We start from the raw sequence: 15512 nt of genomic DNA, 5'->3' as shown, positions 1-15512 counted from the left end.
ATCCCGGCCTGTAAACCGCAGCTTGCATAGTGCGTTTACGGGCCGGGATTTTTTTGGAAAATAAGGAGGGGTATCATGTTCAAAGTGTTGCTGGTAGACGATGAGGTGTATGTTCGTAAAGGGCTGCTGGAAATCATTCCTTGGGAAGCGTTGAAATTCAGCGTTGTGGGAGAGGCCAATAATGGCGCTGAAGCGCTGGAGATGATTGAACAACTGGAGCCTGACCTCGTGATTACGGATATCCGTATGCCCACTCTGGATGGGCTGGATCTGATCCGCAGTGTGTATACACAGGCCGGACTGCCTATGATATTCATCATAATCAGCGGCTTCAACGATTTCAATTATGCACAGCAGGCCATGCGCTATGGGGTTCGCGACTACATCCTCAAGCCCATAGACGAAGAGGAGATGACTGCTGCGCTCCGGAAGCTGTCGTATGCCATGGGCCGGAAGCGGATTGCCGCGCTGACCAATGATGACTTAACGACAAGTGCAATTATGGAAGCACTGGTGCAAGAGAACCTCCAGCCGGAGGAAGCCGAACCTTATGCAGCAGCCTTGGGGCTGGACAGGCAGGCACAAATATGCCGAGAATACTGGGGTCATTACATATGCGCAGATTAGGGAGAAAGCACTGTACGTGTTTGATATGAGTCCGGTACTGGCAAACAAGCTGATCCTGGAGCTGGAGGAGGGCAACATGACAGACTATCAGCAGACGGTGAACAACATATTCACCTTATTCCAGGAACAGCGCTTCACCCCGCAAGCCGTGACCGGCTCGCTCGCCCGGTGTATGACGGGCATTCTTGGCGTGATTACAGCGATGGACGGCAACGAGGCGGAAATCCTCCGGCTTAAGGGGCTGGCAGAACAGGGCCATGGGCAGTGGAGCCTGCCCATGCTGCAGGAGCATTTCCTGCAGGCCATACATGAAGCGGCGGAATATATGGTGCGGCTCCGCAGAGAGAATAGCCTGGGGGGAATCAAGCCGATCAAGCAATACATAGACACTCATTACCACGAGAATATCAGCCTTAAGAGTATAGCGGCCATGTTTTATATGAATGCCGTTTATTTGGGACGGCTATTCCGCAAGACCTATGGCGTCTATTTCAATGAATATCTCCTGGAGCTTAGAGTGCAGGAAGCCAAGAAGCTGCTGCGGCAGAGCGATCTGAGAATGTACGAGATTGCAGGCAGGGTCGGTTTTCAGAATGCTGATTATTTCGTGACCCAATTTGAAAAGCTGGAGCAGCTAACGCCGTCGGAATATCGGAATCTGCTGATCGGCAAAGAATAGCGGGGTGGTCCTATGAAGAGGTTCCTGAATTATTTGAAGCTGCGCGATAAGCTGCTGCTGATGTATGTGCTGTCGGTCTTTTTTCCTATCGTGCTGACGAATATCGTGTTCTATAATGTGACCACTTCTAATATACGAAATCAAAAAATCCGTGATGCAGATATGGCGCTGAGTAATCTGAAAAACGACCTGCGTGTGACGATTGATCAGGGGGTCGGCCTTTCGTATTCGCTGTATACCGATGCCATCTTCAACAAAACCATTACCCGCAAATTTGCCAGCCAAAAGGAATATGTGGACACCTTCAATTCTTATCTGAGGGGCGCGCTGGCCGATCAGAATATGCAGGGGGTCCGCTGGTATCAGGTGTATACGGATAATCCCACCATCTTAGCCTCCGGCTATATGGAACGGTTAACCGGCGAAATCCGAAAGTCCGGCTGGTATACCCGGTCCCTGGCCTCCTCTGCTTCCTATCCAACCTTTGTCTATGCGGACCAGAAGTTCAGCCTGGTTCAGCGATTGAATAATTACAATTCCGGCGGCTTCGAGCAGCTTGTCAAGATCGACCTGAATATGGAGCAGATACACCAGATCTTTTTTGGAAACGGATTCGACGGCAAGGTCTATCTGGTGGACCCTCAGGGCAGAGTGCAGTTCGGGAATGTGACGGCCAATCTTACGAAGGATATTTACTTTCATGAGATCAGCTTTCCCGATAGCTCGCTTATCTTTGATGAAGCGTACAGTGGCATTAATTATCTGGAGGGCTGGACACTGAAGGGCGTGATGGACGAGGAAAGCGTGCTGAAGGAGGTCCGTGAGTCGCGGGCTTTTCTCATCTGGCTGGCCTGCATCAACTTTGTATTGCCTACGATTATCATAGCTGTCATATCAAGGTCCATTCACGTGCGGCTGGTGCGGATTCTGAGGCATATGAAGAAGGTGAAGGCCCAGAACTTCCAGACGATTCCCCCTGAAGACGCCAGAGATGAGATCGGGCAGCTCACCGCCGAATTCAACCGGATGACCGAAACGATCCACAGTCTGATTAATGAGGTCTATGTTGCAGATATTCAGAAGAAAAATCTGGAGCTGAAGCAGCAGCAGGCCCAGCTTCATGCCCTGCACAGCCAGATCAATCCCCACTTTCTGTTCAATTCGCTGGAATCGGTCCGCATGCGCAGCATCATCAAGGGGGAGAAGGAGACCGCGAGGATCATTCAGCATATGGCCCAAATGTTCCGCAAATCCCTCTCCTGGAGCCATAACGATGTTACCGTCCGCGAGGAGCTGGAGCTGATTGAGAGCTTCCTTACGATCCAGCAATACCGCTTCGGCGAGAAGCTGGATTATAGCATCGTTGCTGATCCGGCGGCGCTTGGACAGCGAATTCCCAAGATGATTCTGCTGCCGTTTGTGGAGAATGCCAGTATCCATGGTATTGAATCAAGCCCGGATAAGGGGATTATCGTAATCTCAGTTACCGTGCAGGCGGACAAGCTAATCTTCAGCTTCGAGGATAACGGGATCGGCATGGCCCCGGACAAGCTGGAGGAACTGATTCGGTATCTGGAGGATAGCGATGATATCGGTGAGCGTGTCGGGATGAAGAATGCGTACTGCCGCCTGAAGCTTTGTTACCCCGCAGGCTTTGCTTTTACAATGAATGCCCGCAGCGGTGAGGGGACATCGATTGAGATTATTCTTCCCTTACAAGAAGAGGGCTCGTCAGAAACGGGATTGGGTATGCTTTTCAAAGTATGAGGTATGGTTTGTTGGGTAATCAAGAAAGCGGTTACTTGTTATATTGAAAGAGCTTTCATTATTGAAGGATTTTAAGAATCGTAAGGGGGATTTAGTCGAAATGTTAAAAAGCAAGATTATGACCGCTAGTTTGGCACTCGTTATGGCGGCGGCTTTGGTAGGTTGTGGTAACGGAAACTCGTCTGACAGTGCGGCGAACAGCAAGGAGGATCAAGGAAAAGAAGATACCTCAGCGGTTACGTACAAGTATTTCAGCTTTGGCGGGCCGAAGAAGCAGGTCCTGGGCAGTGAAACTACGATCGGGAAAGAGCTGCAGACACAAACCGGCGTGGACTGGAACATAGAATATCTGGTAGGCGATGGCGATACGAAGGCTGGAGTTATGATTGCCAGTGGTGATTATCCTGACATTATTGATTCCAGTGGCCAAATGGCCAAGCTGATGGAAGCAGGAGCCTTCATTCCGCTGGATGATCTGATTGAGAAGTATGGACCCAACATCAAGCGTGTCTATGGCCCTTATTTTGATAAATTCAGACAGAAGGACGGTAAACTTTACTTCTTCCCTTATGGTGCCAATATCGGCTACCTGTCCGAGCCTAATTTCCAGACGGGATTCTATCTTCAGCGCTCAGTATTGAAGGAATTCAATTACCCAAAAATCACCACTCTGGATGAATATTTCGACCTGATCAAGCAGTACAAGGAAAAGCACCCTCAGGTGGACGGCAAGGATACAATTGGTTTCGCTACCCTTGCGGGTGAGCAGGGCAGCTTCTATACCCTCCAGAATCCGGCTATGCACTTGGCAGGCTCTCCAAATGACGGCAGCTCCATCATAGACATGAAGACCCATGAAGCCAAGCTGGTCGCGGGCTCTGAATACCAGAAGCGGTGGATCGGGAAGCTGAATGAGGCCAATGCCGAAGGCCTGGTTGATCCGGAGTCCTTCACCATGAACAAAGACCAGTATTTGGCGAAGCTGACCTCCGGACGCGTACTCGGTTATTTCAGCTACTCCTGGCAGGTTGGGGATGCAACCAACAATCTGAAGAAAGCCGGCAATGATGATAAACGGTATGTATCATTGCCAATCGTGTTCGATAAAGGAACTAAGGATCAATATATTGACCCTCCCGGCTTTGTCAACAATTACGGGGTAGGCATTACCGTCAAAGCCAAAGATCCGGTCCGCATTATCAAGTACTTCGATAACCTGCTGAAAGAAGAAAATCAGATTCTGGTCCAGTGGGGCATCAAAGACCAAAGCTATGCAGTTGATGAGAACGGCCGCTTCACGTATGCCAACGATGAACAACGGCAAATGCACGAAGATCCTGAAAAGAGTATGAAATTCGGGTTCGACTACTTCAATTACAGCTGGCCTCGTTACGGAAACAGCTCCATTCTGCAGGACGGCAACGCCTATGGTCCCGGCAGTCAGCCGGAGGTGGCAACCTTCAGCTACACGGAGGGTGACAAGAAGCTCCTTGCTGCATACGGTGTGAAGACCTTCAGTGGGCTGTTCAGCAATCCGGATGAGCGTTCATGGTTCCCGGCGTGGTCCATCGCCCTTGAGCAGGGGTCACCTGAGCAGATGTTCATCACCAAAGCGGATGATCTCCAGCGGAACCATCTGCCTTCGATGATTCTGGACACACCGGCCAACTTCAACAAGAATTGGGACGACTACATGAATCAGTTAAACAAGCTGGACAAGAAGACGTACGAGAGTTTCATTACACAAAAGGTACAGGACCGCGTCGCAGGTAAATGGTGATCTAGAGATCATATAAGTTGTTAGAGGCCCGGGGTCGTAAGTGAGTTGTCACTTTCGACCTTAGGCTTTAAACACCAAGGAGCCGGAAGGGAGTAAGATTAAGTGGAGAAACCAGTGAGTTCTGTAACCCCAGCCCACAACAACAATGGGGTGGGCTTAAATAAAACCAGATTATTCTTCAACCGCCTTATCCAGCAGAGAACGCTGGCATTTATGTGTATACCATTCGTAATCTGGGCTTTTGTGTTTAAATACCTTCCCATTTGGGGTTGGACCATGGCTTTTCAGAACTATAAACCGGCCAGAAGCTTTTCCGAGCAGGAATGGGCGGGGTTGAAGCATTTTCGGATTCTGTTTGAAGATAGCACCTTCTACCGGGTACTGCGAAATACGCTGGTGATGAGCACCCTTCAACTGATACTGGGCTTCGTAACCGCAATTACACTGGCCCTTTTACTGAATGAGCTTAAACATATTGTATTTAAACGTGTGGTTCAGACGGTTAGTTATTTGCCGCACTTTATCTCATGGGTTGTGGCGTCGAGTATAGTGCTGACCGTGTTATCTCCGGACGGAATCGTTAATCTGCTGCTGATGAAGCTGCATCTTCTGGACAAACCGGTGCTGTGGATGGGGAAAGGAAATTATTTCTGGGGGATTCTCGCGGGAGCCCAGGTATGGAAAGACGTAGGCTGGAACACGATTATCTATTTGGCGGCAATTACTTCAATTGATCCTTCCCAATATGAGGCGGCTGAAATCGACGGAGCGGGCCGCTTTCAGCGGATGCTCAATATTACGCTTCCCGGACTCAAGCCGGTGATCATTATCCTCCTGATTATGAACTTGGGTAATATTCTTGAATCCGGATTTGAGCCGCAATATTTGCTGGGGAACGGGATGAATTTGGAATACTCGGAGAACCTGGATATTTTCGTTCTGAAGTATGGTTTGGGAATGGGCAGCTTTTCCTTAGGGACCGCGGCAGGCATATTCAAAACCGTAGTCAGCTTTATCTTCCTTTTCTCCGCCAATCATATTGCCAAGAGAATGGGAGAAAGCAGATTATTCTAAAAGGAGGTTTATGTCATGCAAACAAGTAAAGCGTCCCGCTTACGGAACTCCAGTCTGGGGGACCGGGTATTTGATATCTGCAATGTAATCTTTATGATTTGTCTGATGGTTGTCACGATGTATCCCTTTGTTAATATGATTGCCGTGTCCTTCAATGATGCCAATGATGCCGTGAGAGGCGGTATTTATTTGTGGCCGCGCGAGTGGACCTTTAACAACTATAAATATATCTTCGGAGAATCGGAGATTTATCACGCGACCTTAATATCACTGCTGCGTACGGTGATTGGGACTGCAGTATCGGTCTTCTGCACGGCAATGCTGGCCTTCACCGTCAGCCGCCAGGAGTTTGTGCTACGCAAGTTTGTCACCCTATTCTTCGTAATTACCATGTATTTCAGCGGAGGCTTGATTCCAGGATATCTGCTAATCCGCAATCTGGGCATGACAGACTCCTTCTGGGTCTATATTGTTCCGGGGGTGATCGGCGTGTTCAACATGATCATTATCCGCTCCTTCATCGAAGGCCTTCCCGAAGGGATTCTGGAATCGGCCCGGATAGACGGTGCGGGAGAATTCACTACCTTTATCCGCGTTGTACTGCCGTTAACCATTCCCGCAATGGCAACCGTATCCTTGTTCGTTGCGGTGGGACAATGGAATTCATGGTTTGACGTCTTTCTGTACAACTCCTCCAATGTCAAATTAAGTACTCTGCAGTACGAATTAATGAAAATCCTGCAGACCACGAACACCTCTGCAACGGCAGGGGCGGTAGACGCCTATCAATCTGCTGAGAATGCTGTTAGGGTAACGCCTACTTCGCTGCGGGCAACGATGACGATCATAGCCAGTGTTCCAATCCTGGTGGTCTATCCGTTCCTGCAAAGATATTTCGTGCAGGGGATGACGGTTGGCGGGGTAAAGGGCTGACTGAAAAGGATCCAAAACGTATGGCAGCGATTCTCTCGTCAATGGAGAATCGCTGCCTTTTTCTTCACTTGCTGATGGACGATGAGCGAAGTTCTCATATCGTTAAAAATTAAAGTGTTTTAGTGTTATTTTAAAATGAATCGTGCATCCTTCTTCTACAAATGTACAATCTGATTTGGTAGGATATTACCAGGCAAAACCAATGTAAGCGCATACAAGAGGAGGAATCTCTAGGATGAGCAAAAAGATCAGGAGAAAGGCACTCTCAGTTTCAATGGCTGGAGTGCTGCTGCTATCCGTCATTACCCCTATGCCATTCTCTAACCCGCTTCAAGCTGCTCCGGCTGCTGCCGTGCAGTCTGCTATTGCTCAGGCACAGGTAACCGCCGATTGGTACAAGAGTTATCAGACGATGGATGGTGTAGGAGCCGCCTATGCGTATACGGATTCCGTGCATATGCTGCAGCTCGCTTCGGCCGGCCATCAGGATACGGTCCGGCATCTGCTGGATCTGACCTTCAGTGAACAGAAGGGTACAGGCCACGACATTGTCCGGGTGATCATCGGTGACAACGGCGGCCTGACGACTTCCGGGGCTACTGCGGCAAGCCCAGGGTTCAACCCGCTCACCAGTCTCCTGGCTGATGTGAATAATCCCGGCTTTGACATTGAGGGGAATGCCATTCCCCTGCGTGGAACAGCAGGACAATACGGCTACAAGATCGAAGCGGAGAACCGCTATTACGACGGAAATACCGACAGCATTTGGCCGGTTGAACCGGAGCATGCTCCTGGAACGCTTGTACCTGTGCAAGACTTTGTATGGGATTATCCCTCCTGGAATCAGCCGAGCGGCAATGACGACGGCGGCCCGACCAATCTCCTCAGTAAGCCCGGTGAACAGCCTGTAGTCATCAAGAATTCCCCGCGTACCCGCAAAGAGCTGTTCGATATCGATCAGGTCTGGACCATGCGCCAGGCACAGCAGTATGGTGTCAAGCAATTCTACGCCTGCACCTGGACTGTACCCTACTGGATGAGCCAATCCAACACCAATTCTCCCAGCAAAATTGTCCGCGGCGATATCGCCACAATTGGCGGAAAACCCGTCAAAATATATTATCAGGCCTATGCAGATTATCTTGTCAATTATATCCGCGGCATGTGGGAGCAGTGGGGGATTCCGGTTACCCACATCAATCCCTTCAACGAAGTCGATCTGGCGGGCGGTTCAGCCGCTTACGTTACGGAACTGATTAACGGCTATATCGGTCCTGCCTTGAAAAAATCGATGCAGCCCGGCGGCGACCTCTATGATATTAAGAACCCGGAAGGCAAGCTCATTGACTTCGTTCCCCAGCTTGCCGCAGTGGACGGCACCAATCTGGGCGCTTCCTTAAGCAGAGGCGGCGAGGTGTTCTCGCAGACCGACCCGGATAATGCGCTCGACAAGAATCCCTATCTCGATGTATTCACCACCCATCTCTACGGAACTGTTGGCATTGGTACGGATGAGAACAAACTGTACCACACCGGAGATTTCTCCAAGAGTCCTCTGGATTACACCAAGGATGGAAGCAAGTATCCCGAATATCTGACCAAGTATAAGCTCTGGCAGGCAGAATTTATGAATCAGGACACCGGTGACGGATCGGCTGGGGCGTATACCCAGCGCTACGGCAATCAGAATATTAATGATGCTGTGCGCTGGTCCAATCTGATGACCAATATGTTCACCAGTAATCCGGGCTTCACCGGCTTTGTCTGGTGGAGCATGTGGGACAGCAACGGCGCAGACGGCTCTGACCTGATCCGCTTCGTGACAACCAACTCCCAGCAGGAGCCGGGACGGATCAGCACACTGACCGGTGAATACCGGTTGTTCAAGCGCTTTTACAGCTACGGGCATTTCTCCCGGTTCATGAATCCCGGCGATGTGCGCTTTGAGGTTACACGCGTACCGGCGCCTGATCTGAATGTGGTCGGCTTCAAGAATCCGGCTACGGGTGATTTCTCGATGACGGTATCCAACGCGAACAACGATGCCAGTGTCCAGCCGCTGGAATTCAATCTGAAGGACTTCCCGGCAGGAACGGACAGTGTGACGGTGTTCCGCACCTCGGGAAGCGAGAACCAGAAGAAGCTGGGTACGATTCCGTTATCGGGCGGCAAGTTCGTTATTGACATTCCGTCCGCCAGCATCGTGACAATCGTTCCGTCCAAGGGAACCTTTGCCACCTATCAGGGACTGGACGGGGAACGCGATGTCTTCTCCACGCTGGAAGCAGAGGGGAATGATAACCGTGTGCCCGGCGACAGTGCAGGCCAGGCGGGCCGGGCCAATGAGGCAGTGAAGCTTGGGACAGGCGGAACCCTCGCTTACAACAATGTGAACTTTGCAGACGGCTCGGCGAACGGCGGTGTAGTCCGCAGACACTTGCTATACCTTACTGCCCAGACGAAGTCGGCCCAGGGAGGCAAGCTTGCCGCATACGTCCTTCCGGTGGGAACGGCTGTCGGCAGCAGGACCGATATTCAGTCCCAAGGTACGCGGGTCGCAGCGATTGTGGTACCGGCCAACGATAGCTACGGCAAATTCCAGGCTATGGTCGATACTGGTGATCTCAGTGCTTACGGGCATAAGGATCTCTATATTGTGGCTGAGCCCAATGGGGCCGAGGGTACGATTACCGTTGACCGCTTCCTGTTCGGCGCAGGCGATTCCGACTGGAGTGCGGCTGCCAATAACTCGGTTGTGACGATTCCAGGGAACCTGCTGCTGAATGGAGATTTCGATACAGCTACAGGCGTAAGTACCGATCACTGGTCGGCAGGCCGTTACAATAACGGCAGCTTCGAGCCTGCTGTCACTGGACCTGTACTCACGGCAGATACAGTGCAGAGTTACTCGGGACTCTCCCGTTATCTGAAGAACAGCTCTACCTCCAAGGTTGCCGGGTCCGGGAAGCTTGCGGGCCGCACAGCAGCTGCGGAGCAGTATGACGGCATCTGGCAGGATGTGACCGGCAAGCTGAGCCAGGGAGAGAGCTATAACTTCAAGGGCTATTTCCTCTCGATGATGAGCCGCCCGGACAGTTATGATGTCGCTGCGGAGCAACCGGGGGATGTGGAAGTGGCGCTGGTGTATTACGACAAGGATGGAGTTCAGCTTGGCATGGACCCGGTTAATGGGCGCGATATGCCGGAACCCTACGCTGCCCGTGAAGCTGGCGATCCGGCTTACTGGCAGAACGGGAAACTGATTGGGCGTATTCTTGAGGGCGGCCCGCTTGGCCTCAGCTCCTTCCAGCCTGTGGATGTGAAGGTGGCGGACTGGCATGAGACGCCTAATCAACCATTCACGTATGAAGAACCCGCAGGTACAGCAAAGGTGGTACTGGCGGTGTATGCGAAGGATGCCAACATCCTGTATGCGGACCAAATGTCGCTTACTCCTGAGGCGGTTGTCTCCCGCAACCTCTTTATCGATGGCGTTCAGCCGTCTGATTTTGACGAAGGGAAATATGAATATAAATATACAGTAACCGGGAACGCCATTCCGAAGGTTACGGCGGTAACCAGCGAACCGGCTGAGCTTGTGAGCATCTCGCAGGCAGACAGTGCGCAAGGCACGGCAGTGGTCCGGTTTATCAAAGGCGAACAAGTGAAGACCTATAAAATCTTCTTCAGTACGAACGAGGTGGTTGATTTCTCGAATGGCCTTCCGGCAGGCTGGGAGGTGGTAAATCCGGCTGATCCGCAGACTGCACTCCGCTATAGTGCGGATGGTGCAGAGATTCAGACCTTGAAGAGCGATACGGACTATCCGGGCAGCCATAATATGCTGCAGCTTCCAGGCTCCGCTGAAGGGAACTGGACGCTGACGGCGAAGCTTACCGTTGACAAACCGCTGAATGATCCATCGATGGGCGAGAACTCCCAGGTTGGGCTTGGCATCAGCGGCAGTTCAAGCGGAGAATTTTACCGGATCAATGCAAGGAAGGTCAGCAGCAATATCAAAGTAAATAATTCAGGCAAAAGCGGCACCCAGTCCTTCACCAACAATACGAATCAGACCAATCTGAGCGGGACTACCTATTACTTGCGGATTGTAAAAGAAGGCAATGTGGTGCAAGGCTATTTCTCGACCAACAGCGGCTCTTCCTGGACCACGATGGGCAGTCCGTCCACGTATACTCCGGAATTCTTCAAGGCTGCCAAGGTACAATTGTATGGAACCAATACCAGCGCTGTAACGGACTTCAAAGTCACCTTCTCGGGGGTTACCCTGGTGAAGACCCTGGGAGAGACGGGGGAAATTACTGCAGATCAGCAGGCGGTAGAGGAAGCGGCGACCTTGATTGGCACCCGGATTACCGTTCCTAATGCAGTAGAGGGTGAAGATAACGCTAAGCTGATGGCCAAAGCACAGGCTGTTCTGGATGGGAATGAAGCGCTGAAGCAACTGGGAGTGAAGACCGTTATTACCCTCCAGGGAGGCGGATTTACGCTGACTGTTATTAAGGGAAGTGTCAGTGTAAAGGTTAGCCCGTTCACTATTACAGCAGGGATGAAGGCGGTAAGAGATTTCGAGGATGGGACCGTGCAAGGCTTCCAGCCAAAGGGAAGTGCTGGCGTGAAGCTGGAGGTGACCAAAGAAGCTAACCATACAGCGGGCGGCGCATATGCTCTGAAGGTCACAGGCCGTGCCGCCAACCCGGACGGACCTTCGGTCCCGGTCAAGGATGCTGTCACCGTTGGTAACGAGTACAAGGCAACAGTCTGGGTGAAGCTGATCAGCCCGGCAAGCGCACAGCTCAAGCTGACGGCACAGGTCAATGCGCCAACGCCGTACTATGTCAGTCTGGCTACACAGACGCTTAGTGCAGGCGGAGACTGGGTGAAGCTGGAAGGCACCTACCGTTATCTGCACGATGATGTCACTTTATATGTGGAGAGCCCGAACAGTATGGTTGCGTCTTACTATATTGATGATTTCAGCTTCACAGACACAGGGCTGGAGAGCATTCTTCCACTCCAGGAGGTGTATAAGAACGACTTCCTGCTCGGCAATATACCCGGCACTAATGATCTTAATCCGGGCAACGGACAGAATGCGTTCTTCAATTATCACTTCAATGTCGTGACCTTCGAGAACGAGATGAAGCCGGATGCGCTGCAGAAGATCAAAGGCACTTTTACCTTCAGCAAATCAGACGATATGGTTGCCAAATCCCGGGCGATTGGAGCGGAGGTCCATGGGCATGTGCTGGTATGGCATAGCCAGACTCCGGCGTGGTTCACGCAGCAGGTAGATGCCTCAGGCAATGCCGTGAAGGATGGGGCGGGGAATCCGGTCTATCTTAGCCGCAGTGAAGCACTGGCAAATATGAGAACCCATATCCGTACTGTCATGGAGCATTACAAGGATTCGGTGATCTCTTGGGATGTGGTCAATGAGGCGATGCAGGATGGTCCTCCCGCCGTAACGGACTGGAAGGATGCGCTGCGTAAGTCACCTTGGTACTATTCTGTCGGCCCTGACTTTGTAGAGCAGGCATTCCTTGCCGCCAGGGAAGTGCTGAATGACAATCCGGCGTGGAATATCAAGCTGTATTACAATGACTTCAATGATGATTTCCCGGAAAAGCGGGATGCCATCTATGACATGGTCAAAGAGATCAATGACCGTTATGCGCTGGCCCATCCCGGCAAACTGCTGGTTGACGGCATCGGGCTGCAGTCCCACTACGATATGAGAACCAAGCCTGCCAATGTGGAAGCGGCGATTGAGAAATATGCTTCGCTGGGCGTGGAGCTCTCCATCAGCGAGCTGGATGTGCTGGCAGGCATGAATTATTCCCTCTCAGCAGAGTGGGCAGAGAAGCAGGCGAGCCTGTATGCCCAATTGTTCCAGATCTACAAGAAGCATGCGGATGTTATTGCGCGTGTCACCCTTTGGGGATATGCGGACAGCGCGAGCTGGAGAGCGGGCCAGAATCCGTTACCGTTCATCAGTTCGCTGGCACCGAAGCCGGCATATTATGCCATCCTTGATCCTGAGAAGTATCTGGCCGGTCATCCGCTCTATGTGACTCCAGAGACTAAGAGCTCTACGGCGCTGTATGGTACCCCTGAGATTGATGGAAGCATAGACGGCCTCTGGGCGAATGCGCCGGAGATCCAGATTGATAATCATCTTATGGCGACAGCGGAGACCACAGGAACCGCCCGGACGCTATGGGATGAAGAGAATCTCTATGTACTGTTCCAGGTCAAAGATACGCAGTTAAGCAAAGCCAGCACGGATAAGACGAAGCAGGACTCCGTGGAAGCTTATGTGGACGAAGACCGTATGAACGCCTGGCCGTACCGCGAGGATGACGGGCAATACCGGGTCAATTATGCCGGTGAGCAGTCCTTCAAGTTCCTCAGTAATTCGACACCGGCGGTCTCACCGGGATTTGCATCGGCGGCGGTAACCGAAGGAACGGCTTATACGGTGGAGATGAAAATTCCGTTCCGCACGCTGAAGCCGGAGAACGGGACACAGATCCGGTTCGATGCACAGGTGAACAACGCAACCGGGTCCAGCCTGATCGGCGTAGCCACCTGGAATGATCTGCTGGGCCGGGCTGCAAAATCAACAGAGGTGTTCGGCAGCCTTACTCTCAGCGGCAAGGGAGACGCAGTACCGCCCGTGTGGGCTGAGGGAAGCAAGCTTGCAGCTACCGATATTACGCGTACAGGGGTTACCTTATCGTGGCCGGCTGCAATGGATAATGTGGGCGTTACCGGCTACCGCATCTACAACGGGATCGATGCTGAGCCGGTGCTTGTAACCGGCAATGAACCGGTGGAGACCGTAACCGGAGCCGTATATCGTTATGAGGTAGCCGGACTGCTGCCGAACACGCCGTATACCTTCAAGGTAGAGGCAGGCGATGCTGCGGGGAACTGGAGTAAGGACGGACCGTCCGTTATAGTGACCACCCTTCAGGGTCAAGACGTCACGCCGCCGGTCTGGGCGGAAGGAAGTACGCTTGCTGCTTCCGGTATCACGAGTAACGGGTTGACGCTGACCTGGTCGGCTACGGCCACTGATGACAGCGGCATCTACGGGTACCGGATTACGAACGGAACCGGAGATAAACCGATTACGGTTACAGATGCTGTGTATACGGAGACCGTAACGGGTGCTGTATACAGTCATCAAGTAACGGGACTACAGCCGGGTAAGCCGTATACGTTCAAAGTGGAAGCAGGAGACACGGGCGGCAATTGGAGCGAGAGCGGGCCTTCTGTGTCAGCCACCACGCTGCCTGCTACGGACACCACACCTCCGGTCTGGATGGAGGGAAGCAAGCTTGAAGCTTCACGGATCACTGCATCCGCTCTGACACTAACGTGGACGCGGGCTGCTGACGACAAGGGAGTGACAGGCTACAAAGTCTATAGGGGAGCAGAGGAAATCGCTGCGTTGTCTGGAACAGAGCAGCGGTACGAGGTAACCGGGCTTGCTCCGGGAACAGAGTATCATTTCTCGGTGCAGGCCGGGGATGAAGCCGGGAACTGGAGCAAGAATGGTCCTGCCCTCTCTGTAACTACGCTAAAAGACAGCGGCGGTCCGTCTGAGCCAACACCAACACCGACACCGACACCAACACCGAAACCGACACCGACGCCGACGCCAATATCTACACCAGCGCAGACATCGATGCCGTCATCTGCACCAACGCCTACCCCTGTGCCTGGAACAGTAGTGTCGCCAGCGCCGTCACCAGGCTTGACTTCAGCACCGACACCAGCGCCTGTCAGCCCATTCCGGGATGTGCAGGCCAAGTATAGCTGGGCTTCGGAGGCGATTGACACGCTATACGGGCTGGGTATAGTCACTGGAACCTCTGGTACGACCTTTAATCCAGGGGAAAACATCACGAGAGCGGATTTCGTGCTGATGCTGGTGAGAGCTCTGGGACTTGAAGCGGAGGCAGATTCCAGCTTCACAGATGTCAGTCAGGGAGCCTATTATTATGAAGCATTGGGCATTGCCAAGAAGCTCGGAATCATCCAGGGAGTAGACGGAAGCAGTTTCAATCCGAAGGGAGAAATCACCAGACAGGATATGATGGTGATCGCTGCCAGAGCACTGAAGGCGGTGAACAAATTAACCGTTAGCGGCAGTGCCGGAGATTTAAGCGGCTATACGGACAGCAATAAGGTAGCGAAGTATGCCGTAAATAGTGTAGCCGCTCTGGTCAGAGATGGCATCGTGAGGGGAGACGGCACATCCGTTCATCCCGCCGCAGCCACCACCCGGGCGGAAGCCGCCGTCATGATTTTCCGCATACTGAAGAAGTAACTCGGAGAAGCACAACCCCGCAGGTAAAAGCATAGAATTACATCAAATACCCCTCACGGCCGCGAGCGTCCACCCATCGGAAGATGGGCCGGATGCTGGCTGGCCGGAGGGTATTTTTGTTGGATAAAGTACACTTGCTGATGAGCGAATGGACACTACTGGATAGTACCCGGGCATCCCGCAACTCTGGGTCTTCCCGCCCAGCTCTGCCGCTACGTGTTCGCCTTGCGGTTATACCGGAAGTACTAATATTTCCTGTATAGCTTCTTTTTTACAAATAATTAGTTTAT

Annotated in this window: 6 protein-coding genes and 1 pseudogene; all 7 read left to right on the top strand. The window is 52.2% G+C overall.

Annotation, left to right across the window (positions count from 1 at the left end; genetic code table 11):
• Nucleotides 1-75: 75 nt before the first annotated feature.
• Nucleotides 76-627 carry a response regulator gene (locus C162_RS36905; RefSeq protein WP_051493511.1) on the top strand — a complete coding sequence of 184 codons (552 nt, stop codon included), beginning with the start codon at nt 76-78 and terminating at the stop codon, nt 625-627.
• Between the two features lie 352 nt (nt 628-979).
• Nucleotides 980-1306: pseudogene (locus C162_RS37610) on the top strand (helix-turn-helix transcriptional regulator); the annotation flags it as partial.
• A 12-nt stretch (nt 1307-1318) separates the two neighbouring features.
• Nucleotides 1319-3073, top strand: coding sequence for a sensor histidine kinase (locus C162_RS14595; protein ID WP_036695209.1), 1755 nt, complete (start codon nt 1319-1321; stop codon nt 3071-3073).
• Nucleotides 3074-3173: 100 nt separating this feature from the next.
• Nucleotides 3174-4853 (top strand): ABC transporter substrate-binding protein, encoded by a 1680-nt coding sequence (locus C162_RS14590; RefSeq protein WP_036695208.1) that lies wholly within the window; start codon nt 3174-3176, stop codon nt 4851-4853.
• 114 nt (nt 4854-4967) lie between these two features.
• Nucleotides 4968-5927, top strand: a complete 960-nt coding sequence (locus C162_RS14585) for an ABC transporter permease (RefSeq protein WP_036695207.1) — start codon at nt 4968-4970, stop codon at nt 5925-5927.
• Between the two features lie 15 nt (nt 5928-5942).
• On the top strand, nt 5943-6860 hold the full coding sequence (locus C162_RS14580; protein WP_036695206.1) for a carbohydrate ABC transporter permease: 918 nt from the start codon (nt 5943-5945) through the stop codon (nt 6858-6860).
• Between the two features lie 235 nt (nt 6861-7095).
• Nucleotides 7096-15222 (top strand): endo-1,4-beta-xylanase, encoded by an 8127-nt coding sequence (locus tag C162_RS35975; protein WP_051493505.1) that lies wholly within the window; start codon nt 7096-7098, stop codon nt 15220-15222.
• Nucleotides 15223-15512: the final 290 nt, after the last annotated feature.

Origin of the sequence: Paenibacillus sp. FSL R7-269, assembly GCF_000517865.1 — a bacterium.
Taxonomy (GTDB): Bacteria; Bacillota; Bacilli; order Paenibacillales; family Paenibacillaceae; genus Paenibacillus_AQ.
Note: the sequence above shows the minus strand (reverse complement) of the source record. Positions and strands in the feature narration are given on the sequence as shown.